This window comes from Bartonella sp. TS25HLJMH (assembly GCF_042193505.1).
In the GTDB taxonomy this organism is placed as follows: Bacteria; Pseudomonadota; Alphaproteobacteria; order Rhizobiales; family Rhizobiaceae; genus Bartonella; species Bartonella grahamii.
Genome location: NZ_JBHILV010000004.1, coordinates 113789 through 139335, shown reverse-complemented (window position 1 = coordinate 139335; position 25547 = coordinate 113789). Strand labels below are relative to the sequence as shown.

Annotated in this window: 21 protein-coding genes, 1 tRNA gene and 1 pseudogene; 10 read left to right on the top strand and 13 right to left on the bottom strand. The window is 35.6% G+C overall.

The genetic code is table 11. The annotated features are described in order from the left end of the window. Positions 1–132 (top strand): annotated as a pseudogene (locus tag ACFINF_RS03415) (late control protein); the annotation flags it as partial. Between the two features lie 619 nt (positions 133–751). On the opposite strand, the gene ACFINF_RS03410 reads toward ACFINF_RS03415, so the two are convergent. Then, positions 752–828, bottom strand: a tRNA-Met gene (locus ACFINF_RS03410). Positions 829–991: 163 nt separating this feature from the next. On the opposite strand from ACFINF_RS03410, the gene ACFINF_RS03405 reads away from it, so the two are divergent. Together ACFINF_RS03405 and ACFINF_RS03400 are read left to right on the top strand one after the other, a co-directional pair. Further along, a complete protein-coding gene (locus ACFINF_RS03405; RefSeq protein ID WP_375619677.1) occupies positions 992–1948 on the top strand; it encodes a Gfo/Idh/MocA family protein in 957 nt (318 codons plus the stop codon). A 49-nt stretch (positions 1949–1997) separates the two neighbouring features. Next, entirely contained in the window at positions 1998–3116 is a 1119-nt protein-coding gene (locus ACFINF_RS03400; RefSeq protein WP_375619674.1) for a DegT/DnrJ/EryC1/StrS family aminotransferase, read from the top strand. Between the two features lie 326 nt (positions 3117–3442). On the opposite strand, the gene ACFINF_RS03395 is transcribed toward ACFINF_RS03400, so the two are convergent. From ACFINF_RS03395 to ACFINF_RS03385, 3 genes are read right to left on the bottom strand one after another with little or no spacing between them, the layout of a single operon-like run. After that, positions 3443–3709, bottom strand: a complete 267-nt coding sequence (locus ACFINF_RS03395) for a hypothetical protein (RefSeq protein WP_026500327.1) — start codon at positions 3707–3709, stop codon at positions 3443–3445. Continuing rightward, complete coding sequence (locus ACFINF_RS03390) at positions 3699–4085, bottom strand: hypothetical protein (protein WP_375619673.1); 387 nt, start codon at positions 4083–4085, stop codon at positions 3699–3701. Before ACFINF_RS03390 ends, ACFINF_RS03395 begins: the two co-directional genes overlap by 11 nt. A 27-nt stretch (positions 4086–4112) precedes the next feature. After that, positions 4113–4709: a DUF1134 domain-containing protein gene (locus ACFINF_RS03385; protein WP_375619672.1), complete on the bottom strand. Its 597-nt coding sequence runs from the start codon at positions 4707–4709 to the stop codon at positions 4113–4115. Between the two features lie 216 nt (positions 4710–4925). Here ACFINF_RS03385 and chpT point away from each other — a divergent pair, with 216 nt between their 5' ends. Next, positions 4926–5564: a histidine phosphotransferase ChpT gene (chpT, locus tag ACFINF_RS03380; protein ID WP_375619671.1), complete on the top strand. Its 639-nt coding sequence runs from the start codon at positions 4926–4928 to the stop codon at positions 5562–5564. 226 nt (positions 5565–5790) lie between these two features. Here chpT and ctrA read toward each other — a convergent pair whose 3' ends face one another. Next, positions 5791–6492, bottom strand: a complete 702-nt coding sequence (gene ctrA, locus ACFINF_RS03375; protein ID WP_015856677.1) for a response regulator transcription factor CtrA — start codon at positions 6490–6492, stop codon at positions 5791–5793. Between the two features lie 566 nt (positions 6493–7058). On the opposite strand from ctrA, the gene ACFINF_RS03370 reads away from it, so the two are divergent. Beyond that, the gene (locus ACFINF_RS03370) at positions 7059–7445 is read left to right on the top strand and encodes a hypothetical protein (protein ID WP_015856676.1); all 387 of its coding nucleotides are present in this window, start codon (positions 7059–7061) and stop codon (positions 7443–7445) included. A gap of 146 nt (positions 7446–7591) precedes the next feature. Here the strand turns inward: ACFINF_RS03370 and ACFINF_RS03365 are convergent, their stop codons facing one another. Next, on the bottom strand, positions 7592–7867 hold the full coding sequence (locus ACFINF_RS03365) for a DUF1153 domain-containing protein (RefSeq protein ID WP_015856675.1): 276 nt from the start codon (positions 7865–7867) through the stop codon (positions 7592–7594). 45 nt (positions 7868–7912) lie between these two features. On the opposite strand from ACFINF_RS03365, the gene ACFINF_RS03360 reads away from it, so the two are divergent. Further along, the gene (locus ACFINF_RS03360) at positions 7913–8209 is read left to right on the top strand and encodes a hypothetical protein (RefSeq protein ID WP_375619670.1); all 297 of its coding nucleotides are present in this window, start codon (positions 7913–7915) and stop codon (positions 8207–8209) included. A 45-nt stretch (positions 8210–8254) separates the two neighbouring features. Further along, positions 8255–9484, top strand: coding sequence for a tRNA 2-thiouridine(34) synthase MnmA (gene mnmA / locus ACFINF_RS03355; RefSeq protein WP_273788025.1), 1230 nt, complete (start codon positions 8255–8257; stop codon positions 9482–9484). Between the two features lie 272 nt (positions 9485–9756). On the opposite strand, the gene ACFINF_RS03350 is transcribed toward mnmA, so the two are convergent. Next, complete coding sequence (locus ACFINF_RS03350; protein ID WP_375619669.1) at positions 9757–10566, bottom strand: TrmH family RNA methyltransferase; 810 nt, start codon at positions 10564–10566, stop codon at positions 9757–9759. A 763-nt stretch (positions 10567–11329) separates the two neighbouring features. Here ACFINF_RS03350 and ACFINF_RS03345 point away from each other — a divergent pair. Next, positions 11330–12238 carry a cation diffusion facilitator family transporter gene (locus tag ACFINF_RS03345; RefSeq protein WP_015856672.1) on the top strand — a complete coding sequence of 303 codons (909 nt, stop codon included), beginning with the start codon at positions 11330–11332 and terminating at the stop codon, positions 12236–12238. A 1303-nt stretch (positions 12239–13541) separates the two neighbouring features. Here ACFINF_RS03345 and ACFINF_RS03340 read toward each other — a convergent pair. Further along, positions 13542–14378 carry a DUF1460 domain-containing protein gene (locus tag ACFINF_RS03340; RefSeq protein ID WP_375619668.1) on the bottom strand — a complete coding sequence of 279 codons (837 nt, stop codon included), beginning with the start codon at positions 14376–14378 and terminating at the stop codon, positions 13542–13544. 691 nt (positions 14379–15069) lie between these two features. Between ACFINF_RS03340 and ACFINF_RS03335 the strand changes: the two genes are divergently transcribed. Continuing rightward, positions 15070–16290 carry an MFS transporter gene (locus tag ACFINF_RS03335; RefSeq protein ID WP_375619667.1) on the top strand — a complete coding sequence of 407 codons (1221 nt, stop codon included), beginning with the start codon at positions 15070–15072 and terminating at the stop codon, positions 16288–16290. Positions 16291–17263: 973 nt separating this feature from the next. Here ACFINF_RS03335 and carA read toward each other — a convergent pair. Further along, positions 17264–18460, bottom strand: a complete 1197-nt coding sequence (carA, locus tag ACFINF_RS03330) for a glutamine-hydrolyzing carbamoyl-phosphate synthase small subunit (protein WP_375619666.1) — start codon at positions 18458–18460, stop codon at positions 17264–17266. A gap of 257 nt (positions 18461–18717) precedes the next feature. Between carA and ACFINF_RS03325 the strand changes: the two genes are divergently transcribed. Next, the gene (locus tag ACFINF_RS03325) at positions 18718–19170 is read left to right on the top strand and encodes a GatB/YqeY domain-containing protein (protein ID WP_375619665.1); all 453 of its coding nucleotides are present in this window, start codon (positions 18718–18720) and stop codon (positions 19168–19170) included. A gap of 674 nt (positions 19171–19844) precedes the next feature. Here the strand turns inward: ACFINF_RS03325 and ubiC are convergent. The 4 genes from ubiC to ACFINF_RS03305 form a co-directional block, all read right to left on the bottom strand. Continuing rightward, complete coding sequence (gene ubiC / locus ACFINF_RS03320) at positions 19845–20351, bottom strand: chorismate lyase (RefSeq protein WP_375619676.1); 507 nt, start codon at positions 20349–20351, stop codon at positions 19845–19847. A gap of 1059 nt (positions 20352–21410) precedes the next feature. Further along, positions 21411–21662, bottom strand: a complete 252-nt coding sequence (locus ACFINF_RS03315) for a GlsB/YeaQ/YmgE family stress response membrane protein (protein WP_015856666.1) — start codon at positions 21660–21662, stop codon at positions 21411–21413. An 884-nt stretch (positions 21663–22546) separates the two neighbouring features. After that, positions 22547–24238 (bottom strand): Na/Pi cotransporter family protein, encoded by a 1692-nt coding sequence (locus tag ACFINF_RS03310; RefSeq protein ID WP_375619664.1) that lies wholly within the window; start codon positions 24236–24238, stop codon positions 22547–22549. 70 nt (positions 24239–24308) lie between these two features. Continuing rightward, a complete protein-coding gene (locus ACFINF_RS03305; protein ID WP_375619663.1) occupies positions 24309–25526 on the bottom strand; it encodes a mechanosensitive ion channel family protein in 1218 nt (405 codons plus the stop codon). Positions 25527–25547 lie beyond the last annotated feature (21 nt).

The following is a 25547-nucleotide window of genomic DNA, read 5'->3' as shown; positions in this document are numbered from 1 at the left end:
GGGTTTCGTGGGCAAATCAATGGTCCATGGAAAGCTGCAACCGTCACCCACTGCTATGAAAAACAAAGCGGATACACTACAGAAATTACACTCGAAGCGCCAAACAAGGGAAAAGAAAGCAACAAAGAATAGAGGCTGGTGGAAACAGAAAATCAAAGGATCAACTTGATCCTATTGCTCAAATAGAGGGAGAAGAGAGCAAAATCAAAAGTTCGCATTTTGGTGTGGAGGTAAGGAATAGGTGCAAGTTGCACCAATTCCTTAAATCAGCAATAGGATCAAGTTGATCCAATTGCATGGATACAGCAATAGGGTAATGTTTACCCAATTCCTTAAAGGAGCAATGGTGCAAAGATTGCACAATTGCAGACTGAAGAGGAATTCAGTCAAGTTGACCGAATTGCTTAAACGCTTCTTCTTCTTTTAATAATGTGCTTAGGATACAGAAAAACTATCACTCAATTTATGCTAAAAGAAGTCATACCATTTTATGCATGCTGCTTCTCAAATAATGCGATTCCAACTCAAGGAGTTGATCATCTCAAATTGCGATTTTGAGCAGAAAAGAAAAAGGGGCTTTAAATACCCTTTGAGAACACCTTTAAAATCCTGTGAAAAAAAATAAATTGGTACAAAACCTAGTGGCAAAATATACAAAACCTGGCGTCAAGCTACAGTGGCAAAATATACAAAACCTGCTGGCAAGCTACAGGCAAGCTACATACATACAGCTACACAACAAAAAAAGTAATGGTAGCGGAGGAGGGATTTGAACCCCCGACACAAGGATTATGATTCCTCTGCTCTAACCTACTGAGCTACTCCGCCAAAATAAGCAATCATAATTGTAAAGAATTACATCTTTTGCGGATATAAGGGGTAGAATAGTAAGATGTCAAGCATCGTTTTTAAGCTTTTCTCTTGTCATTCTATTTTATCCTCGATATGTAAAAGTGTAATTTTATATGATAAAGTAAGGTAAGGCATGAAAATGGTGCCACGTGTAGCGGTTTTAGGATGCGGTCATTGGGGTGAAAATCATATACGGACACTCCACTCTCTCGGGGCTTTGGCAGCAGTTTCTGATATTGATAATGATCGTGCTGCTAGTTTTGCAACGATGTGTGGTGTAGAGCTTGTTACACCAGATGATCTTTTTACGCATCGAGATATTGATGCGCTGGTATTAGCTCTGCCGCCACAATTGCATACGCAAAATGTGCTCCGTGCTGTTAAAAATGGTAAAGATGTTTTGGTGGAAAAACCAATAGCCTTGAATATTTCTGATGCTAAACGCCAAGTTCAGGAGGCTGACGCTTATGAGCGAGTTTTTATGGTGGGCCATATTTTACGTTTTCATCCGGCTTTTGAAAAAATGTGTGAATTGGTGAAAAACGGAGAAGTGGGAGATGTGCGATATATTTATTCTCATAGATTAGGCTTTGGAAAATTTCACACACACAGCGATGCTTTATGGGATCTTGCGCCTCATGATCTCTCAATGATTTTGGCGTTGACAGGGTGTGAACCTTCCGAAATTCGTGGTGAGGGGGCTGCTGTCGTTGATCAGATTTCTGATTTTTCTCATATTCATATGACTTTTCCAAATGGTGTGCGTAGTCATCTTTTTACTTCACGCTTGAGTTCTTATCGTGAGAGACGTTTAACTGTTGTTGGAACAAAAGCTATGCTCGTTTTTGATGATATGGAACCGTGGAGTCGTAAATTGGCAATGCACTATTTTGCCGTTTGGAAAGAAAATCAAGAGTGGGCTTTTAGCATGGATGAGCTGAATTATATTGATGTTTGTGAAGATTTGCCGCTTACTTGCGAATTACGGCACTTTCTTCATTGTATTGAAACGCGTCAATCACCTCGTACAAATGGTGATGATGCTATTGCGGTTTTACGGATTTTAACAGCTGCTGGTGTCAATTATGATAGATAAAAGAGATAGGTAGCGCTTTTGCATTCTTGTGATGATCAATGGAGTTAATATGCAATTCATCGACCTTGGGGCGCAGCGTGCGCGTATTGAAGATAAAATTAATTCTGCAATTGCACATGTGGTCGCTAGTGGTAAGTATATTTTGGGACCAAAAGTAACAGAATTTGAAGAGAAATTGGCAGAATATCTTGGCGTTAAACATGTGATTGCATGTGCTAATGGAACAGATGCTTTGAAGATGCCTCTTATGGCTAAAAATATTGGTCCAGGGGATGCTGTGTTTTGTCCTAGTTTTACATTTTCAGCAACGGCTGAAGTGGTTGCTTTGGTGGGGGCTAAGCCTGTTTTTGTTGATGTTTTACCTGATACATTCAATATTGATGTTGAAAAACTTTCTCGCGCTATCGAAATGGTAAAAAAAGAGGGATGTTTAAAGCCAAAGGCTATTATTGCTGTTGATTTATTTGGGCTTTCTGCTGACTATGTGCAAATTGCTCAAGTGGCAGCAAAGGAAAATCTTTTTGTAATTGAAGATGCTGCTCAATCTATGGGTGGAAGAAGCGGTAATACTATGTGCGGTGCTTTTGGTGATGTGGCTGCTACAAGTTTTTACCCTGCAAAACCATTAGGATGTTATGGCGATGGAGGAGCTATGATGACCAATGATGATCATTTGGCAGAACTTTTACGATCTATTTTGTTTCATGGTAAAGGTGAAACGCAATATGACAATGTACGTATTGGCATGAATTCGCGCTTAGATAGCATTCAGGCTGCAATTTTACTAGAAAAGTTTGCGATCTTTGAAGATGAAATGGAAAAGCGTGTAGAAATTGCTCAACGCTATTCCAATGGCTTAAGAGATATTGTTACAGTTCCAGAAATAGGAGAAAATATTCGTTCTGCTTATGCACAATATACGATTAAGGTAAAAGAACGTGATAAATTAAAAGATTTTTTACAAAAAAATTCTATCCCTACAATGATTTATTATAAAACTCCTTTACATCAACAGCCAGCTTATAAACACTTTCCTTATGTAAAAGATTCCCTTTCTGTTTCAGAGTCTTTAGGAGAGTGTGTTTTAAGTTTACCAATGCATCCTTACTTGACACAAACGGATCAGGATATGATTATCCAAAAAATAAGAGATTTTTATCACTCTTGAGAGCGTGTTTTATCCTTTAAATTATCGTAAGAGTTCTATTGGTGACCCATCTTAGAAGGTATTTTTTGTTAGAGTGTGTGACCAATGTTTTTGGTATTATTTACTTTCTAGGACCGATGAAATGTTGTCCTTTAGGGCGGTGATATGATTAGCAAGTGGAATCTGCTAGACAAGAAGATGCTTTTTAACAGAACGGTATGGGTTAAGAAATTTTGTCCTTTAGCTTAGCAAGAAAGTTACGTTTAATAAAAAGGATTTGGGTTATGAAAGTTACAATGAACCTTTGTTGGTTTTACTCTTCAATTCAAGGTGTTTTAAAAGATAACCTATTTAACGGGGCTTTTGGAGAGACAAGTGATTTTTTTGCGAATACGTGATGCGAGGTCATTTTTGCTTTTTGATTTTTGAATCAATGTATTGATGGGTGATGTATTCCCCTCTTGTAGCGCTATTTGAGCTGCCAATGTTGCTGCAAGTTCTTTTGTTTCTTCACGGAGTTCTTCCAGCAATTGGTGGTTAGCAGTCGTGTCAAGCTCATGAGTTTGGATTTTTTGTAAACGTTGCTGATAGTGTGCGATTTTTTCACGCATCATTTTTCTTTCCTTTGAAAGTGTGTATTGTGGCGAGATTTTGTTTGATTGCTATCGCTTCTTTGGTGAGAGTGTCTTGTGTGGGGAGGCATAGCCGATAAAATTGTTCTGTTATTTGGCTCAGTTGTATTTTTTGTTGGGCGTATTTTTTTTGCAAAAACTCGTACTTTTGTTGGTTGTTTGCTAATTCTACAGCATGTTGTGCACGAAGAAAATCGTGATTTGCTTCTATTTCCGCGAGTGATAATGGCATTTGCGCACAAACATCTTTATACGCAAAATGAACGGCTTTACGCCAAATAAAAGGAGACAAAAGGACTAGTACCCAAGAAGTGAAAGCAACTCCAAGAATAAAAAAAAGAAACAATTGAATAAGCATAATACCTCTTTTCAAATAAGAATACGTTTAAAACGGATTCCATGTCGGCCTAGGTGTTAATTTTAAATATCCTATATTGATACCAAGGCGTGCGCCGATTCCTGTACGTATTGGGATTAACAAGGTATTATGGTATTTGAGGACATGAAAACCAACACCTGCAATTAAATAGGCCGAACCTGAAATACCACCATAGCGTTTCCATAAATTATTTATGCTATTAAGGTTGTAAACTAAGATCATTAAACGGGAGCCTTGGCCACCAAAATCCCATCCTACTGAGGGACCTTGCCAAAAAACTTTATGTTGACCATAGCTTTTGGTAAAAACCTTTCCTTCGCCATAGGTTAATCCAGCAAAAAAGGCACCAGAAGCTTCTTCTCCTAAAATATAGGCATTGGGATAACCGTATTGTGAAAAAATATTTTGAATTGCAACAGCCAGACCACTAGCTGTTTTTCCAAAAAAAAGATGACCAGAATCAATAATTTCTTGGAGTGAATAATGGGGTTCGTTTTGCTCTATTGGTTGTAGTTGAGCATGTGCAGTGTTTATGGTGATGAATAAAAGGAAGATTAAAGATATAAAATTTTTGTACCAGTATTTGAGCAGAGAGAGAGCCATGGAGTTTTCTCCTTTTATTAGTGATAAACAAAAAGATAATATTAGAATTTTCATTCTATTCAAATAAAAAATAAGATATAAGATTATTTAAATTCTTGAATTTATTTCTGATTTTTTTTTAGCATTATTGTTAATGTTTCCTATTATGCATCAGATATTAAGAGTTTTTCTTTAAAATAAAGTTTGTTTTTTTGAATCTAGGAGTTTTCAATCATTATGACGTTAGATATTTCTTTGAAGCCTATGGATCTTGCTGCTTTACTTTGTAGTCGTATTTGCCATGATTTGATTTCACCTGTGGGGGCTATTCAAAATGCAATGGAGCTTTATGATGAAGGAGGAGCTGAAGAAGATGCTTTACAATTGGTGCGTTTATCCGTTGCGAGTGCTGCTGCACGTCTACAATTTGCACGATTGGCTTTTGGTTTTGCTGGTGCAAGTGGAGGACAAATAGATACACGGGCTGCAGAGCAGGTTGCTCAACAATATATGAAAGAAGAAAAAGCAACTTTAAAATGGCAAGCTTCTTCTTTATTGTTACCAAAAGATGAAGTTAAACTTTTGCTTAATTTATTATTGATTGCAAACGCAACAGTTTCTCGTGGTGGTGAAATTGTTGTTATGATTTTGCAAGAAGAAAATAAACGTTCTTTTCGATTTGAGGTTTTCGGTAAAACTCTCCGTATACCCCCTCATTTTCTTGCGTTATTTCGTGGAGAAGTTCAAGAAGAGCTTATTGATGCACATGTCATCCAATTTTATTACACAATGTTACTTTCTCAGATGACAGAGATGAAAATAAATATTGATGAAAATGATCATTGTATTGTTTTAGAAAGTGTAAAAAAGCTTTGAATAAGAGAGAAGCGCTTAAGCCGTTTTGGGAAAAGTGGCTTCGATTGAACTTATGAGCAATAGGGTTATATGTGTAAATTCTGTGTGGTTACTTCTTAAGCTTTAAGCGCTTTCTATATGAGATTCTTGGTGTGCGAGTTTTCTACTTTTTTTAACAGAGAACAGATCTCAGGAAAAAATCTCGGCCCGCTACACTCCGAGATTTTACAAAGTGCATGTTCACTGCTTAAGCGGTTTTTCGTACGTTCTCTTCAACTGGATCACGTAATACATAACCACGTCCCCAAACTGTATCAATGTAATTTACACTAGAAGAGACTGCTTCCAATTTTTTCCGTAATTTACAGATAAAAACATCGATAATCTTTAGTTCTGGTTCATCCATTCCACCATAGAGATGATTGAGAAACATTTCCTTAGTAAGGGTGGTACCTTTACGTAAAGAGAGAAGCTCTAGCATTTGATACTCTTTTCCGGTTAAATGAACGGGGCGCCCTGCAACTTCGACGGTTTTTGCATCAAGGTTAACAGTGAGATCACCGGTAACAATAACCGATTGTGCATGTCCTTTAGAACGACGAACAACTGCATGGATACGTGCAATGAGCTCATCCTTATGAAAAGGCTTTGTCATATAGTCGTCAGCTCCAAAGCCAAAACCACGGACCTTGTCTTCAATGGCATTCATACCAGAAAGGATTAGGACAGGAGTTTTTATTTTTGCCAACCTTAGAGTCCGCAAGACATCATACCCTGACATGTCAGGGAGATTCAGATCAAGCAAAATGATATCATAATCATAGAGTTTTCCTAAATCGATACCTTCTTCACCCAGATCAGTGATATAAACATTAAAGTTAGCTGACTTTAACATTAACTCAATGCTTTGAGTAACTGCTCTATCATCTTCAATTAATAATACGCGCATTTTAGATCCCTCACTTCGCTCCTTCACGAATCATAAGGAGCATTTCTATTTTATAATCAGTTAGCAAAGCCACTGTTATAAAAACAATTCATGAAATCAAACACTTATAACAAAGTGTTTATGTATATTTCAGTAGTACGCGTAACAATCACTACTAAATTCCCCACTATCCATGATAGTGGTTAACAAAATATTTTTATTTTTGAAAGAGGCTACAAAATTATTTTAGAAAAATCGCATATTTTTTAACATAATAAAAAAAGAAGGGCTTTTTCTATAAACTTTAACTTAAAAAAATTTGTAAAAGAGCATTATAAATTACTTTTTTACAATTTCAGTGTTTGTTTACTGAGCTTTAAATTTCTTCATTTTATAATGTGGGGAAAAGTAAAGAAATAGTTATTGCTGCTTTAAAGCAGATTGTATTTTCAGACGCTTTAATGAAAGGCAAAAATTATTATAATTTCAAGTCAATAGACTGTTTTTGTCGGATAGACATATAACTAAAAGATATTTATTGGGTGTGAATGCGAGTTTTGAGTTGGCGCAATCAAGGAGTAATGAGTATGAAGCCACGAGAAAATATGGTGCGATTGAGGATGTTTCAAGTGCGTGGAAAACGCCGTGAAATTGCACAGCTTGAGATGATGATCGCAGAATTTGAACGAATGGTGTTAGAGCTGGAAGCACAGATTACTCATGAAGAACGTAAATCTGGAAACAATGATGTTCACCATTTTGCTTATTCTGCTTTTGCGCGTGCAGCGCGGCAAAGACGTGATAATCTGATCAATTCAATTCGTGATTTACAGCTTCAAAAAACAAACGCTGAAATTGCTCTCCATGAAGCTAATACAGAGCTGCAACGTGCACAGCTTTTGGAAGCACGAGAAAAGAAGATTGCTGCGGATGATGAGGATATTTTGATTCAATCTAATTCAATGGTTGGCTAATTTAACGGTTGGATGATAAAAGCAATTATTGAAAAATCCATTCTTTTAGATTTATCTTTTGGGTATAGTATAAAACAGCCAAATTTTTATCAAATTTGGCTGTTTTATAAGTTTTTTTATGTTATCGAATCGTAATCAATGGCAACTTAATGCCTGTAGTTTTGAATCTTGGTCGTTCGTAATCCCGCTAAACCGTGTTCATCGATCAAACTTTGCCATGAAAGAAATTCTTCTACAGTCAAAGTATAACGTTGGCACGCTTCGTCAAGACTTAACAATCCACCTCTGACAGCCGCAACAACTTCAGCTTTGCGACGAATCACCCAGCGTCGTGTTGTTTGCGGCGGTAGGTCGGCAATTGTAAGCGGACTTCCATCTGGCCCAATAACATATTTCATTTGTGTTTTTATCAAATTGGTCATTCGTATCCTCTACCTTTAGTCAAGGACTTGATTCGTTTATAGAGCATGAAATTTAAAAAAGAGCTAAACACGCTGAAAGAAAAAATTAATAAAGTGATTGAGCACGTAAAAAGAAGCTTAAGTGAAGTGTGTAGAAGAGCTTCTTGTAATATTTTTCAGATTTTAAAAAGAGCAAAAAAGGTTTTCTCCCAAACGATTGCCATTATGCCTTATTTCTATCATTCTTTTTTGTTTGCAGCAGCCTTTAAGAAAGTAATGCCTATGGTTGTGGAAAAGATAAAAAAACAATATAAAGACAATCAATCGTGTAAAAGTGCTGAAGAGCGTACATCAAAATGTTAACATATGGGTAGCCATTAAACAGAGCATTAAATAGAGAATGAATACATGTTTTTAAATAGTCTTGATTTACCAGGACAACCTGAGGATTCTCGCATTGTTGTTGCAATGTCGGGAGGGGTTGATTCATCGGTTGTTGCAGGTCTTTTGAAAAAGGAAGGGTATAATGTTATTGGCATTACGTTGCAGCTTTATGATCATGGGGCAGCAACGCATCGGGTGGGGGCATGTTGTGCAGGACAAGATATTGAGGATGCTCGCCGCGTTGCAGAAACATTAGGAATACCGCATTATGTTCTTGACTATGAAAAGCGTTTTCGCGAAGCTGTTATTGATCCTTTTGCAGAAAGCTATGCTCATGGAGAGACACCAGTACCATGTATTGCATGTAATCAAACGGTTAAGTTTGCTGATTTATTAGCAACAGCACGTGAATTGGGGGCAGATGCTTTGGCTACGGGACATTATATTCGTTCGCGTTCCCACGGAGCGCATCGAGCACTCTTTCGTCCTCTCGATAATGATCGTGATCAGAGTTATTTTCTCTTTGCAACGACACAAGAACAGATTGATTATTTGCGTTTTCCACTTGGTGACCTTCCAAAAGCCCGCGTTCGTGAAATGGCAGCAGAAATGGGATTTGTGGTTGCCAATAAGCATGATAGTCAGGATATTTGTTTTGTTCCACAAGGAAAATATTCAGATGTTATCGCAAAACTGCGTCCAGAAGCCGCTAATCCTGGCGTTATTGTCCATATTGATGGAAAGATTTTAGGTAAACATTCGGGAATTGTTAATTATACGGTTGGTCAACGGCGTGGTATTGGGGTGTCAACGGGTGAAGCGCTTTATGTAGTTTATCTCGATGTGGAAAATGCACGTGTTATTGTTGGACCGCGTGAAATGTTAGAAACACATAAGCTTTTTTTACGTGATGTGAATTGGCTTGGTGATGAGTCGTTAGATAATTTCCCTTCTCAAGGTATTGAGGTAGCTGTAAAGGTGCGTTCAACGCGTCCTCCTCACCTTGCGCGCTTACATTATAAAGAAGGTATTTTTTCCGTTGATTTATTGGAATGTGAAAATGGTGTGGCACCAGGGCAAGCTTGCGTTCTTTATGATGGAAATGGTCATGAGGCGCGTATTCTTGGGGGAGGATTTGTAACACATTCAGAACGTGCGGCCGATACTGAAATGATGTTGAAGCGCGTTTTATGCAATCTTGAAACAAAAGATTCTGTTTCCTCTGAACTAAAACAACAGCTTCATAAAACATAGTTGATTGATTTATAACGATAATTTTCAACCTTAAACTTGAATGAGAGACTTCCAGAAGGTTTTTTCATTGAGAGTTTGTTTTATGATTGGATCCATCAAAATTATGTCTTTTGCACGTCATGAGCGGGGTTAGGGGGTGGAAAGTATTGATAAGAAAAATATAAAATGTTTTTTAATCAATGCTTTCAAATGCTAGGGAACAGCAACATTATTGGGACTGATAGATAACATACAACATCGGATATGTTTTACAACTTAAAGTGTTATCATCTTTAGTGGTCAAAGTTGGTAAAATGGGCAAGTGCAATACCTGAGGCTGTGGCAACATTAAGGCTGTCAAAACCGTTAGTCATGGGAATACGTAAGGTTTTTGATTGTTGTAGTATATGGGGCGGTAAGCCATCGCCTTCTGTTCCAAAAATAAGTGCCATTCTTTTAGTTTTGTTGGCTTGCTTGAGAGTGTGTGAAGCAGAAGGGGAGAGTGCATAAAGATGAAAGTTTTTATCCTTTAGAGCAGCTATAATGTCATTTATATCAGCGTTTTGCGTATAGGGTACTTTTAAAGCAGCGCCGGCAGAAACTCTTATTGATTTACGATAAAGTGGATCGCATGAGGTTTTGTCGACAATAATGCCATTACTGGCAAAGGCTGCTGCATTACGAAAAATTGATCCCATATTATCGTGATTCGAGATACCACATAAAACAAGAATCAAAGCTTTTTCTGGAAGATGTTGTAGAAAACTTTGTAAGGATGGCAGTGTTTTGCATTTACCAATACCCAAGACACCACGATGAACATGGAAGCCGGTGATATTATCCATGACTTTTTGTGGAACACAATAAATGGGACATAGAGGCTGTGTTTTTTCTAAAAGCGGTAGAAGTCTAGAGAGACGGTTTGCTACGATGAGCAGTGAGATGGCAGAAAAATCTTTCGAGTGCAGTAATGCGGACAATGTTACTTTGCCTTCAGCAATAAATTGATGTTGCCGTCCAACAAGATCTTTTTCACGGATATTATGATAGGCTTTTAGGCGTGGATCATCTGTTTCATTGATTGTTATGATATTCAAATGCATGCGAGATTTTTAGTGCTTTTTTCTTATGATTTCCAGATGTTAGAATTTATTTTATTTAAAAAAAAGAGATAAAAAAACATTATTTTAAAACTTATGGTAGAATTTATGTTGACAATATACAACCATAGGTATAGTATAAAAACACTGGTACGGGATCATATATTTTTCTCGTATCGGGTGCAGTGTCTTGGGTCCCCGCTATTTCCCAAGTTCTGTATGCCCTTAATTTCTAAGGGAAAAGAATCTGGGTCCCCAATGCCCAGATTCTTTTTTTGAGGGTAGTCATTGTTTTTCTTTATTTATATCTCAATTTTTTAGTAAATCACATTTCAAAATGCAGTTGACCTGTAAGGTTACAGTAGAGTGCTAAGATATTTTTCTAAGGTTCAAAGATGGCTTATAGATGGGTTATAATGCGCATCATAAGACTGAAAAGCAATGCATGATCATGATACATTTGAGCAAAAAAGTTTTTCGTTTATGAGATGTGAGATGGCTTTAAGTTATTCAGAAAACGATTAATAATGAAGGTGATGTGTTTGATTGCTCTTGGGAAAGCTCTTTGTTTATTCTGTTCCTCTCTTCTTCCTTTATTGATTCTGTTTGTGTAACTGAGCAGTTTTTACGATAATAATGTGAGCTGAAGCGTTTATTGTATGCTGAAGCTTCTGTAATATTGAGGAAATATTGTCGATATGCCAAAAGTATAATTATATGGTTGAAAATATTAATCCCTTATTTCGTGAAGAAAAGGATGAGGTTCATGGATGTAAAAATCAATATACAAAGCTTAACTTTATACTCTATTTTTATTGCGTGTATTGTTTTTGCTTTGAAATATTGGGCATATCACATCACAGGTTCGGTTGCACTTTATTCTGATGCATTGGAATCAATAGTTAATATTCTTGCGTCATTGGCAGCATGGTGGGCTGTTAAAGTGAGTATGAAGCCAGCGGATCAGGATCATCCCTTTGGGCATCATAAAGCAGAATATTTTTCCGCAATTCTTGAAGGGATACTCATTATTATTGCGGCAATTGTTATTTTAAGAGAAGCATGGATAGCTCTTTCTACCGTTCAATTATTGCAGAAGCCTGGAATATGGCTTGTTATTCATCTTATTGCAACTGTCATAAATTGTATGTGGGGAATGGTCCTTATTTGGCAGGGAAAACATCATCGCTCACCGGCTCTTAAAGCTGATGGAGTCCATTTTATAACAGATGTTTTTACTTCGCTTGCAATTTTAATTGGTCTGATTGCTGGTTTTGTAGGAGGATGGGGAGTTTTAGATCCAATTTTAGCGATAATCGTTGCCGTTAATATTCTCTTGCAGGGATGGAAGGTGATTAGAAATGCTGTTCAGGGATTAATGGATGTCGGCGTTGAATTGAATGAAAGCATGCGGATTCGGGAGCTGATTTCTGCAAATGCATCTGGTGCGCTTGAGGTTCATGATTTACGGACGCGTGTTGCTGGGAGGGTTACTTTTATAGAGTTTCATTTGGTTGTGCCTGCTGTAATGCAGGTAGGAGAAGCACATAAAATTTGTGATAAAATCGAAGGTGTTCTTCAAAAAGAATTTGATAATGTGCGTATTTCTATTCATGTCGAGCCTGAAGATGAGGCAAAATTGCCTCCCGGTACAACGGTGGTACCTTTTATATAAAAAGATTTTTTTCAAATTGCCTGTCATGTTATGGAGATTGTTTTTTATGATGGGGCGATTCATACCTCTCGAAAATACAATGATACTCTTTCGTTGATTTAATTTTTGCATCAATCAATTATAAAAGGTTAAACAGAGTATTTAAGGCAAGATTTATTCTATTTCATTAAAACACTATCATTTAAGGTGGGGTGAGATAAGGTATATAAAATTTGATCTATTAAGTGTTTTTAGAGTGTGGAGTAAATATTCAAAATAGGGCTTGCCGGTATATTCTTGTGTAAGTGAATCTCATGAAATGGTTCGCCGCTTAAATTCACTTAAGAGAACGGATTGTTTACAAACTGTCGGGAGTAGATGTTTTGTTTCTTACGGCGAAGAGGAATGAAGCTTTCGTAATAAGTTTAATGAGATTTAATTATAAATTTTATATAAAAGTTATGAATAGAATTTTAAAGTCTGTGATCATAGATTAATCATCATTATTGTTGCTAATAAATGTGTTTTTTATCGATAAAATGTATTCTGTTTTGAGTGTTCTTTATTGTATGAAGGATGGGGGACTCATTAAAGAATAAAAAAACAAAAAATAATGCTCATAGCTCTACTCTTTAAAAGATATTATTGTCGTTGCTTTAGAAAATCGCAAAGCTGAACTAAAGAATTATGCTAAAAATAGAAACTGGTTTTTAATTGATGCCTTCATATTTTCATTCCAATCTAGCATCAAAAATTTTGCAATGACTTGTACAGTATTGGTGCATCCTAATCATAAATATGCTATCCTATCAGGGCTATTTTAATGTATAGATAACAAGAAAAAGCAAAGACTTTATGAGGAAAACAATGCTATAAAGTCAAAAATTTATACGCAATAAATTAGAAAGATAGATCGAATTTTTATAAAATACTTTATGAGACAACAACCAAACATATTTGGCTTTACTTTTACTTATTTTTACAAACGTTCGTCTATGTCTTTTACGTTATATTCGTAAAGACCAGATTAGTGGTAATCTATAGATACCCCTTGGTTGAGAATATGAAAGGAAAGCGTGATACTATAATAGAGTTTTGCCTATCTTTATCATTCAATTAGTAAAAGTGATTACAAATTCGTGATTTCTTCAAAAGTGGTTTTTTCATACCTATAAACAAAGTTAGATCAAAACGACTTTTTTCTCTAAAAATTGTAAACAAATATATTGTATCCATATAGCTTGAACGAAGTTAGATGTTGACATGAATAACTACAGTATATATTTGAAGAATAGGGAAGATATTTCATATCGCTATAATGTTATTAAAGAGCTCTTAAAACAATGATTCCTGGTGTTTTTTCAACATAATCCATAAAAGGAGAATCAACGACTTTTTCGTTTGCTTTTCGTGAAGAAGTATTTCTTAACATTGGACCTTTATCTGTCATGATAAAGAAGCCCACATGTGTTACATCCAATCCAGAAAGTTTCGTATAAATACCAATGAAATCACCAGACTGTAAACGACCTATAACCGCCTCATTAATAAAGTTACTTGGAATATATGTAATCGTGCGTTTCACAACTGGCAACCCAGGTAGATAGCTTCCACCATCAGCTTTTTTATTGAGATATTTTTCTATTTTTATCGCATGGGGACTTATTTCAGCGGTAATATCAGTAGCGAGTTTATATTCTCTATAAGCCCAGTCTGTAAAAAAATGTTTACGATTTAAAAAATGAATATTGCCGTTAATATAACGCGTTTTTATGACGTTATTTATGAATTCCGTTTGGGATGTTGATTTGCGCAATGCTTCAACATAATCCAGATAAGTGAAGCAATCTAAGCCTCTAAAATCAATAATCAGTTTTTCTGGTATATTTTCTGAGCCATGTAACATATTTGCTTGGTAAGGTGTCCCTAAAAAAGCTTCAGAAAGAAAGTCAATTAGTGCTCCTTTTTCCTGATAATTTGTTTCTGAACGTTTTTTGAGAAGAGCGTTTAATTTATTTAGAGTATAAGGATCTAGGTTTACGTTGGTTGTTTGTTGTGTTTTTATTTTATTTCCTAAAATACTCTCTTGTGAATCAGAATCCTGAACATCACATCCCGTTAGCAACATTACAATGAGAACTAATAGGGATATTTTTCGCATTCTATACACCATTTTTATATTAACAATTCATGACTAACTATTTCTAAAAGTGCCATTTTTTTTAAATGCGTATCATGATCATCGTTAGATTTAACGGTAGCATATAATCATGGTTTTTAAGGTTACACAAATTGCAAGCAATATGAATAGTTTCTAAGATTATAGAATATTTCTCTATAATATACTTATTTTTTAAATAAAATGATTGTCAAATAAATATTTTTAAAAATATGACGAGCTTTTTATGTTGTTAGGCTATTCGGGTAATGCTGCTTTAATCTTATAGCACATTCTGAGGGTAAGAAAATTTTTTAATAGCTTATCGTTTAAAAGGTTTCAATTGCTATAGGATATCTAACGTATCAAATGGAATTGAGATTCCTGAAAACGGTGGTATGAGAAGGGGAAATGATGTCTGATAAAATCCATTATAATGTCTCTAAAACTATTGGAAATACTCTGTGTTTCATGAAGTCTTGTTTATGAGTTTGTCGTACAAATATTTTTTATGCATTGATAATGATACACCAATTAAAACGTAATTTTATAGTTTTATCTTGACAATTACTTAAATTTTTACTTTGTTATTATTTTGTATGTGACAAGTATATGGTATAGAATACTTTTAAAAGGAAAAGGGAGTAAAAAGATAGCGGGGGAGTAATTGTATGCGTAAAATAGTGTGTATGTTATGCAAGACCAAATGCTCAATCCGAATTTTGTTCAGCGTGGGCTCGTTTTAGTGTTCATCACTTTATTGTTAGATATTCTTGGCATTGCAATCATTTGTCCTGTTTTGCCTGAATATTTTTCTCAATTAACTGGAAAAGATGTCAGTACATCTTTTGTAGAAAGAGGAAAATTACTAGCAGCTTATTCAGTGATGCAGTTTTTGTTTGCTCCTTTTATTGGCAATCTCTCTGATCGTTATGGTCGTCGTCCTATTTTGCTTCTCTCTATTATCTGCTTTGCTCTTGATAATCTCATATGTGCTATAGCATGGAGTTATTCTATGTTATTTATCGGGCGTCTTTTGTCAGGGATGAGTGGTGCTAGTTTTGCAACTTGTACAGCTTATCTTGCGGATATATCCGATGATAAAACCCGTACACGCAATTTTGGCCTGTTAGGCGTTGCATCCGCATTGGGGTTTATTTTAGGATCGTTTATTGGTGGTTTTTTAGGTCAGTTTGGTCCGCGTATTCCGTTTTATTTTGCTGCTGGTTTTTCACTCATTAATTTTATTTTTTCTTGGGTTATGCTTCCAGAAACTCTTTCTCTATGGAATAGGCGCTTTTTTGATATTAAGCGGGCAAATCCCTTAGGCGCTTTTTGGCACCTGAAACAATATCCGATGGTTCTTTGGGTGTTATTGGTCTTTTTTCTTTATTGGTTAGCGGAATCTGTATGGTTAAGCATTTGGGCTTTCATTGCAAAAGAACGCTATGATTGGAGTTCTTTTTCTATTGGGCTCTCCTATAGTGTTTTTGGGGTAGGCCAATTTATAGTAGTCGCTCTCATTTTGCCTTATTTTTCTAAACGATGGAGTGATTGGCATATTGTTATAGTGGGGCTTTTGTTTGCCTCCGTTGCTATGCTAGGCTATACATTCGCGACGCAGGGATGGATGGTTTATATGGTTTGTGCGTGTACAATGCTTGAATATCTTGTTCATGCACCTATACGTGCTATTGCTTCAGCGCGGGTACCGACAAATGTACAAGGAGAACTGCAAGGAGCGATGACATCTGTTATTTCGTTAAGTTTAATATTTGGTTCTGTTTTTTATGTGTTTCTTTTTGAATGTTTTACAGATAAAAATGCACAGTTTTATTTTTCTGGTGCTCCTTTTGTTGGTGGCTTTTTTCTTCTTGTCGTTGCGACAGTTATTTTTGTCTTGCGGGTACGTTAATTTGTTGAGGGGAGCTGGTACGTACTATTTTGATAGAGAATGCACAAGATAAATAAAGTACATCATTTTATAGGCAAAAAGTTTTTTGTGATATTGTTTGTATAGTAGAGTCCGTATTTTTTCTATTGCTTGCAAATTAATATCCAGTGCTAATGCAGCAGCATATTGAAAAAAGAGATTAAAACGTATCTGCGTTAGATATATCAGTACTGTGCGAACAATTCCAAATTTTATATGGCAAATTGGAAGTAAAATATTGCGTATATTTGTTTGCATCACTTCTGGAATCGAAAGAAAAACTCATTTTTGAAGAATATAAAGTTGCAAAATTGAAAAGTCGTTTCCTGTTTTGCCATCACTTTTTTATTGGGCGTTACAGTTTTCAAAACCATCTACGGTAATATCTTTAAAAAAGTAGAGATTTGTTGCATGGTCTCACACTTTAGTTTTTTATTCTTTAATAGGAATTATGCTTCTCATGCAAAATAGAATGCTTAAAATTGTATTGTGAATCCAATACTTATTTGAAGCAATAGCTTTCAATGCGTTTGTGCCAATTTCATGATAGTGCCAATAAAGAATATAAGGTAAAAGTCACGGTTAATGGTATAAGATCTGCTGTACACTGCTTACTTTACGTATATAAAAGATGCAGCACCAATCATTCACTTTGCTAGTTTCCAATGTTCCGATAGCTCTGAGCTCTTGGTACGGTTAGGTGCTTTACTCTTTTTAAAAATGGTTTTTATCGACACACTTATCTTGCTTAGGGGGAAGCCAATGATTTTGATGAATACAATTCTAAGAGGAGAGGTCATGAGAAAAATTCAAGTTATTCAGTGCTCTCATCTTAGTTGCAAAATGATAAATAATAACACTTATTCAATAAGTTGTAGGTATACAAATAATATAGTTGTGTATGGGAAGATGATATAATTTAAAGGAGAGAAGCTAGAAAGTGAGATATTTTATTTTAAGATATTTTTTTATAATTCATAATGAGATCACAGAAATGCTGAAAGAGGTAGTGGCTATCTTGTGGTCCAGGAGAAGCTTCGGGGTGATATTGAACAGAAAAAACTGGTTTTCCAATGATTCGAATACCACAGTTTGAACCATCAAAGAGAGAAATATGTGTTTCTTGAACATGTTGTGGTAAAGAGGCAGAATCTACGGCGAAACCGTGATTCATCGATACAATCTCAACTTTTCCAGTGTTGAGGTCTTTAACTGGGTGGTTGGCACCATGATGTCCTTGGTGCATTTTCACGGTTTTTGCACCAACCGTAAGAGCGAGAAGTTGGTGACCAAGACATATTCCAAAAATTGGTAAATTATGATCAATTAATGTTTTGATCGTTGGAACGGCATATTGAGCCGTAGCTGCGGGGTCCCCTGGTCCATTAGAAAGAAAAACGCCATCAGGGTTCATTGCTAGAATTTCTTTTGCAGTTGTGTGGGCAGGTACAACAGTAATGCGTGCTTTTTGTGTTGCCATAAGGCGAAGAATATTGCGTTTAATACCATAGTCAATTGCAATGATATGAAGATTGTGCACATTATTTGTACCGTATCCTTTATTCCAGCTCCATGGTTTTTCATCCCATTGTATTGATGATTGAGATGTCACGTCTTTCGTAAGGTCAAGATTGACGAGACCGTGCCATTTTTGCGCACGTTTCTTTAATGAAGGAATATCAAAAATTCCATTAGAATCATGTGCAATGACAGCATTTTGCGCACCTTTTTCACGAATAAGAATTGTGAGCGCACGTGTATCAATACCACAAAGTGCAATAATTTTACGCGTTTTAAGCCATTGATGAAGATTTTCATTGGCACGATAATTTGAGGGATGTGTAATGTCTGCCTTGAAAATAGCGCCAACAGCACCATGACAATTGAGAGGGGAGAGATCTTCAATATCTTCACTATTTGCCCCTACATTTCCTATATGAGGAAAAGTAAAATTAACGATTTGTTGTGTGTATGACGGGTCTGTGAGGATTTCTTCATAGCCTGTGATAGCGGTGTTAAAACACACTTCAGCTTCAGCGATACCTGTAGCACCTGCTCCTTTGCCTTCAATAACGGTTCCATCTGCTAAGACTAAGAGGGCTGTAGGTTTTTTGATACTCCAAGGGTGGCTGGGTGAAGTCGTTTGTATCATAGTATGTATCCACAATTTATTCTCTGAAAGGTATAATGATCAACTTTACACAAAAATCATACCTTTAACAGATGCTGTGTATATTATTCTGGTAATGTTTCGCTTGAAATAGGCAGTATAAGTACATTCCATGAAGAGGTAAAGTCTTGTTTTAGCTTTTCGAAGATCGAGTCCTTAATTATTTTTTTATCCTCCATTGCAAGATGGATAAAGATTGGTTAAAAGGCTTTTTTTCTTGAACAAAATTGGATAAATTTATGTTGCGTAACCAGATTGATGGGGCTCTTAGGGCTGCTTTGAAAGCGCAAGATAGTGCGCGTCTTGCTACACTTCGTTTAATGAATGCTGCAGTTAGGGATCGTGATATCCTTTATTATGATCAAGGAAAGTTAGAAGTGGATGATCAGCAGATACAGTCTGTTTTCACTAAAATGCTTCAACAGCGTGAAGAATTGATGCGAGTCTATAAAGAGTCTGGTTGCTTGGAATTGGCAGAGAGAGGACAAGCAGAAATAGAAGTTATTCGTGAGTTTCTTCCTTATCAACTTAAGGAGATGGAAGTAGAACAGGTTCTTTGTGAAGCTTTGGCACAAACAAAAGCTGAAAAATTACGCGATATCGGCAAGGTGATGGCATGGCTTAAGGAACGGTATGCGGGGCAAATGAATTTTTCTAAAGTGTACAATAGTCTTCGTAAAAAATTGCAATAGATTTTATTAATTCAAGGGGATTAGAAAATATTTTTTATTGTGCGTCGCCTTTGTAAGTCAGTAGGATGTTGATAAATCTCATTTATCTTGTACATACATACTATTATTAAAAAATATTTTTTTGAAATAAACGAATCTTTTTTAGAGTCCATAGAGCAATAAAAACATCTTTTATGTATTATATTTTTCCTGTTCTTCAAAGCTGTTAGATCATTAACAAAAAAAATTATAGAGTCTCTACTTTTTAAAAAAGATCTATTGTCTGCACTGTTAAAAATTTTAAAATAGGACGATTAGCTAATTGATACAGATTTCCAATTTTGGGAGTGTGTTGTTGTCTTTTTTGCTGTTTCAAAGCATTTTTTTGATAAAGAGTTGCCGTATTTTTTAGAGTGGTGATTATTCGGCAAGAAATTTAAATGTAGATGATATTTATCAATATGGTGTGTATCTTCTTAATTCAAGCGCTGGTTTTAATGATAAGAAAATCAGAACTTTAAAATGTTTTTTCTATAGAAGATATTTTTAAACTGAGGGATGAAATGAAAAGATATTTTTAAAATAAGTCTTTGTTTGTAATGTGTTTTGAGCTGATTTTGAAATTCTTTTCTCTGATTAAATCCCTTATAAGCTATATAAAATCTATAAATTATGCAGAATAAGATGAGTACCCTTTATTTGTGGGGATACAGTGGTGAATCTGTTAAAAATAGTTCAGTTAGCAACAATGGCTTACCCGTTAACCGCAAACGGGAACGGCGTCCCCATAGCACACCTTGTTGACCAATATGAATGTAATCGCGGGTTAATTTGTCATGGTTAAATAAATAATGTCCTAGAGGTACAGTTCCCAAATGCATCAAGGTCTGATTGTGTAGGAGGGTTTCTTGCGGAATTACAGTGCGTCCAAGGAGCCAAGGTTTATTATCTCCCATCAATATGATTTCGCGTAGCCAATAACGCGCACTTTCGGGGAGATGTTCTGCTTCGTCTGTTAATTTATCTCGCGTAATAAAACATTCGCGTTGTGGTTGAACTTGGAGGCAGGTACAATATTTCTTTAATCGAAGCGTCATTGAGCCCGATTCCATGAGCCAATCGCGAATGTTTTCTGGTATTAGAGGATTTTGATCAGAGAGCCACTTTAGAGGTGGTAAGATGAAATCTTCGAGATCAAACATCATTTTACTCCACATTTAAAGTCTTACTCCATATGTTATGTTGGGCGAACTAAATAGATAGCTCTATTCTAATACAAGGAGTATAAAAGCAGCAAGATTTTAACAGGAAGATATGCGGGAAATACATATTATAGGATCATTTTCATTAAAAAAGCAAAATAAGGTATTATGTTTTATCCAAGGCGCTTTCACACAATGCATTACGGAAATTTCTTTATTGCATGAGAGCAATGGGAAAAGTGTTTTGTGCTTTAAAATTCGTTTGTAATGCATATAAAAAATCATCTATGTCAGATGATATAAAGAGGAAACTTTAAGAGACACAAAACTTTATTTTATACTTTAGAAAGTGAAGAGATATTCAAACCTTTTGAATTGAGATGTAAAGGAGATCGTATTCTTTATAATCAAGAATTTTATAGTAAGCATATATTTTTGAAAACTTTAAAATAGATTATATTATTGAAATTGTAATAAATTACTTCATATTACAGAATGTGTAGTCATTTTATAATAAATTTATATTCATATGTATTTATAGTATATCTACTTTAGATATTCTTTTATTTCACAGGTTAGAGAGAATTTCTTTATCATTTTTTGCTTACCTTCTCTCTTTACTTCTTAAGAATGCAAAAGAGCTCTTCGATTTTTTCGGTAAAAAAGGTATTATTGATAAAGTGTATAGGATTTAAGTGCTGTGCGGTAGAATCTTTAATCATCGTTAGTGATTTTTGTAACCTTATGGATTGTTATTACAGTGAGATGAGCTAGATTTGCGCACACGGTACAAAAATAAGTTCGTATTTCGTTAAAATAACGCAACATATCTCTCCTGATATGCGTAAGTTTATATAGGTATGAAATGGTGCGTTATAAAGGTTTTTACTGCATTTCGTTTTAAAATACGGTGATGGTGTATGCCCAAAATTGCAGCTTAAGCATCTCACCATCATATCAAAACTGGTAACAACGAGTTACAGGGAAATATTTCAAACTTTTCTAGTTGTTTCCCAGTTTTTTATTGAATCCCTAAAAAGGTGTAAAAAAATAAATGCTCTATGATCGAATTTTTTGTCCTATCCATATAAGAATACAGGCTCCTATAAAACCTGAAATAAGATAGCCAAGCCAACCAGCAAAACTTACACCTAAAAGACTAAAAAGAAAGCTTGCTAGCGCAGCGCCAATAATCCCTAAGATGATATTTAACAATATTCCTGTTTGGCTTTTCATAATATACTGTGCAGCCCAACCTGCGATCCCGCCGATAATAATAGCTGCAATCCAACCGATGTTTGCATCTTCCATGATACTCTCCTTTGCCTGAATTTAAATTGTAACTAGAGTAAACTTTATAAAAATCAAGATTTATCCCTTTTTTATCCAGTGGAAAGGATATTTCTGTTAGAAATTTTACTTATTATTTTTCTTTATATTAAAATAATATTTACATTTATATCATAATAATACTTAACAAGCGTAAATATATAACACATTTTAATTTATAAATAAATTAATTAATTGAGAAATATGAATAAAAGAAGAAAATATTAGTGAAAATGCTTTAAGAAGTCATAAAGTTTATTTATAAGCTTTTTTAATCTCTCTCTTAAGTTAAAAAAAACAATTGTGATTAAAGCAATAAATAAGATGGATATTTAAAAGTTTGGAGCTTGCCAATTGATATCAATGATGTTTGAAATGAAATTAAAACTGTTTTGTTGACACGTTATAGAATGGCTGTATAGGTTGAGCTTCTACCAATTAGGCACACCAAAACGCAATTCTCTTGATATAAATGTTGCATTTTTGTGGGGCTTTGCATTCCTTATAGAGTATTTCTGTTTTTGCTGCTACTGTGGGGCAATTCCTTTTTACAAGGCGATTTTAGGTTGGAACCATTATACTCTTGACTTTCTCTTTGTGTGTTTAACAGTCTTGGTTTTGAGATGATGAGGCATTTTTACGTCTTTCTTCAAGAGTTCTATTCTACATGCTGCTTTGTTTATAATGTGCAAGCAAATGACTTTGAGTAATTCATCATGAATAGATTTTAAATGAAAGAAATTTACGATGAAGAAAGCTCATTTAAATTGTCAAATAATAAAATATTTTGATTAAATCAATATCTTGACCATATTCAAAATCGAGTAATCGATATGATGTCTTTCTTATTCAAGTTATTTAAAAGTTTAAGGTTTTTCTGTTTGTTCTTCAGCAGGGTTGCGTAGGCGAGAACTTTTAAGAAGCCCCTGTTCTTCTAAAATGGGGTAGATCATTGAGGTCAAAAGAGAGTTGATTTGTTTGAGGTCGCGGACAGTGTCGAGATGAAGACTGGATGATTCTATATTTTTGAGACCCCCTTCACGCAAACGTTTAAAATGTTTTAAACTCATCTCCTTTTCTAAGTTTCGTAGTTGATCTTTTTTTTGTACCAATAGGTGTGCAGTGTGTGTATCACGTGAGACGAGAACGTTAAATGCTATGTGCGCGTTGGCTAGTACAATGGCGTGGAAACGAAGGAGATCATTCCAGCCCTCACTGCTGAACTGTAAACCTTTTTGTTGTTTCTTTTTAACCAGCATCAGCATATTATGAATAATGATATCGCCTGCTTGGTCTAATTTTATACAGGCGCCTAGAAGTTCTTGCGTTTGAAGAGCTTCTTCGTCAGATAATTTTTGTCCCGCTAATCGTGCAAGATAAAGTTTGATGGCGATATGTTTTTTGTCCAATATGGTGTTGAGTTGGTTGAGTTCACGAATAATATTGGGATCAGGATTTTCATAAAGTCCCATGATTTTTTCTAGCATGATGTCTACAAGATCACAAATATGAATGACTTCACGCATGACATTCGAGAGAGCGAGAGAGGGGCGTTCAAGCACACTGTCATCAAGAGCTGTTTGATCCGATAAATTGAGCGTTTTGTCGGCTTGCGTTTTTTTTGCACTTATATGAACAATTTGAGTGGTTAATTTTAAAACCCATTTTGAAAGCGGTATTCCAGCAAGGAGAATAAAAACATTAAAAATAATGTGGGCGTTGATCACTTGAGTAGGGGCGTTATTGCCAAGCCATGTGATGGGAGGGCGAAAGGAGAGAAATAAGATAAGTACAAGGATTGAACCGGCCCCACGCATGAGTAAATTTCCTAAGGGAACGAGGCGGGTATTAGGAGAGGCGTTGCGCGTTAAAAGTGGTGCTATAAGAGAAGAGCCAAAGTTGACACCAAGAACCATGACAACACAGAGTTGCGTATGGATAAGATCGTAGTTGGCAAAATTGACCAGCAAAATGATTCCTGCAATAGATGAATGTAATAGGTAGGTTAAGCCAGCAGCCAACAAAAAAGTGGAAACAGGATCGGTTGAAAGATAACGAATGATGCTAGGCAAAATTTCGCTTTCACGTAAAGGTTCTGTCGCTGTACTTATCATCTCTAAAGATAAAATTAACAGACCAATACCGATGACAATACGTCCTATTTGACGCCACTCACGTTTTTCTGTTGTCATGAAGATACAAGTGCCAATTAAAAGACAAAGGGGTACAACAAGTGTGAGATCATAGGTGAGAATTTTAACAACGATTGCTGATCCTAATTCTCCTCCGCGTACAGCCATAAGTCCCGCTACTCCAGAGACAAAACCAGATTCAACGAAAGAACCAACAAGGAGCGTTATTGCTGTAGAGCTTTGTAAAATCATTGCTGTAAAAAGCCCAAAACTTACCGCAAACAATGGTTTTGAAATGACGTGGCACATTTTATATTTAAGTCTGTCACCATAGGCGCGTTCAATTCCTGTGCGCACCATGCGTGTGGCCCAGAGAAGCAAAGAAATAGCGCCGGCAAGATGAAGGAGTACCAATGAACCATTCATGATACTTTATTCTTTCTCTGTTATTATGAGTATGTTTGCCTCAAAATTGATAAATTAAAGTTTATCGTTTTTATTTCGTTTTTGCTTTTAATACTTGATTAAAATCATAACCGCTTGGATTTTGAAAAACCTTTAGACCAAAACAGGGAAGAATGGAATAAAGGTGATCAAAAATATCACCTTGAATTTGTTCGTAGTCTATCCAAACGGTGGTGTTCGTAAAGCAATAAATTTCCAAGGGTAAACCATTTTCTGTAGGAGGTAATTGCCGTGCCATAAAGGTCATATTAGGGTTGATGTTTATATGTTGTTGTAGATAAGCAAAAACATAAGCACGAAAAGTTCCAATGTTGGTTAGACGGCGCGTATTGGCTAAGACATCATGATTTTTATCTAATTGAGCGTTCCATTGGTCAATTTCTGCTACTTTTTGCGTGAAATAATTTTCTAATAAATTAAATCGGGAAAGATATTTTTGTTCTTCTTCTGTGAGAAAATGGATACTTGATTGATCAATAAAAAGGGAGCGTTTGATGCGTCTTCCACCCGATTCTTGCATTCCACGCCAATTTTTAAAAGGGTCGGTCACAAGTTTACGGATAGGAACTGAGGTGATGGTGTTGTCGAAATTTTGAACTTTAACAGTATGCAGGGCAATTTCAATAACATCACCATCGGCACCGAGATTGGGAATTTCAATCCAATCACCAACGCGAACCATGTCAGTGGATGAAATTTGAATACCGGCAACAAGAGAAAGAAGCGTATCTTGAAAAATTAACATGAGAACCGCGGCCATTGCACCAAGACCGGAGAAAAGAATAAGAGGGGAGCGGTCAATCAATGTAGCGACCATTAAAACTGTCGCAACAGCAAAAAGTGCAATTTTAGCAATTTGAATATAACCTTTTATTGGTTTTAACCGTGCTGTTGGTCGTTGTTCGTAGAGGATGTTAATGACATTCAGACAGGCAGAAATTGTCAGAACAACAAAAAAGATAATGAAGGCGTTAGCAACATTACCGATGACAGTACTGAATGCATTGGGCAATGTTGGTATAAAATTAACACCAACCGAAATAATAAAGGCTGAAATGATATTCGCTATGTATTGAATAGCATTATTAATATCGATCGTTGTATTTTTGGGGAGAAAAGAAGAGAGTTTTTTTGCTCCGTGAATAAGTAATTTTCGTCCTAGAAAGTTGACTAAAAGGGAAAATATAGTAAGAATAATAAGCCAAGAAATAGCCTCTAACCACGGATATTGAACAATAAATTCGATCACTTTTCCACTCTCCATTTCTAA